This window comes from Bacillus sp. 05T31, from assembly GCF_056396725.1.
Map to the genome: position 1 here is coordinate 1 of NZ_JBFTMA010001165.1, position 778 is coordinate 778.

Below are 778 nucleotides of genomic sequence, written 5' to 3' on the forward strand. Positions count from 1 at the left end.
GGTCGCTGCATGGGATATGATTTAATTAAAAAAGATGGAGTAGAGGGCTGGATAGAGAAAGGGATTCTACTTGAGGTAGAAAAGAAGGAAAATACAATATTTAGCTAAAATGGGAGGGATATAACCTCCTGTTTTTTATTAACTATGCTAGGAGCTCGTACTTCATCCAATTTTTTCCGAAGTTCAGTTTCTAAATTAAACTCGAAAAAATTGGCTAATTTATATAAATAATTCGTATCATATAACAAAATTATATAAAATAGAGTGGAGTTTTGTTTTGATTTTTCTGAAAAAATATTATAATTGTATATGAAATAAAGAGGAATGTAGGAGGAAATTATGCAAAACGTTATATTAAAGGGGAACAAAGTTACAATTCGTACAATAGAAGAATCAGATATAAAAGAATTATGGAGTATTGTATATAAGGAAGAACATCCAGAGTGGAAAAGATGGGATGCACCATACTTTCCGTTCTCAATTCAGAAATATTCATCATACAAAGAGAAATTACAATTACGTTTAAAAGAAGAACCGTTATCAAATCTTATTGTGGAAAATAATGGTCAAATTATTGGGGCAGTAAGTTTTTATTGGGAACATAAACCGACGCGTTGGTTGGAGATGGGGATTGTTATTTATGATCCAGCATACTGGAATGGTGGMTAYGGTACAGAAGCATTAACAYTATATAGRGAYTTRCTATTTGAAAATATGGAGATTGGTAGAGTWGGGCTYACAACTTGGTCTGSCAATGAAAGAATGATGAAAGTAGCGG

General features: G+C 32.1%; 1 protein-coding gene. It reads left to right on the forward strand.

Annotation, left to right across the window (positions count from 1 at the left end; translation table 11 throughout):
- Positions 1-339 precede the first annotated feature (339 nt).
- The coding region (locus tag AC1DJR_RS32125) for a GNAT family N-acetyltransferase (protein WP_477004483.1) at positions 340-778 on the forward strand (439 nt) is incomplete at its 3' end.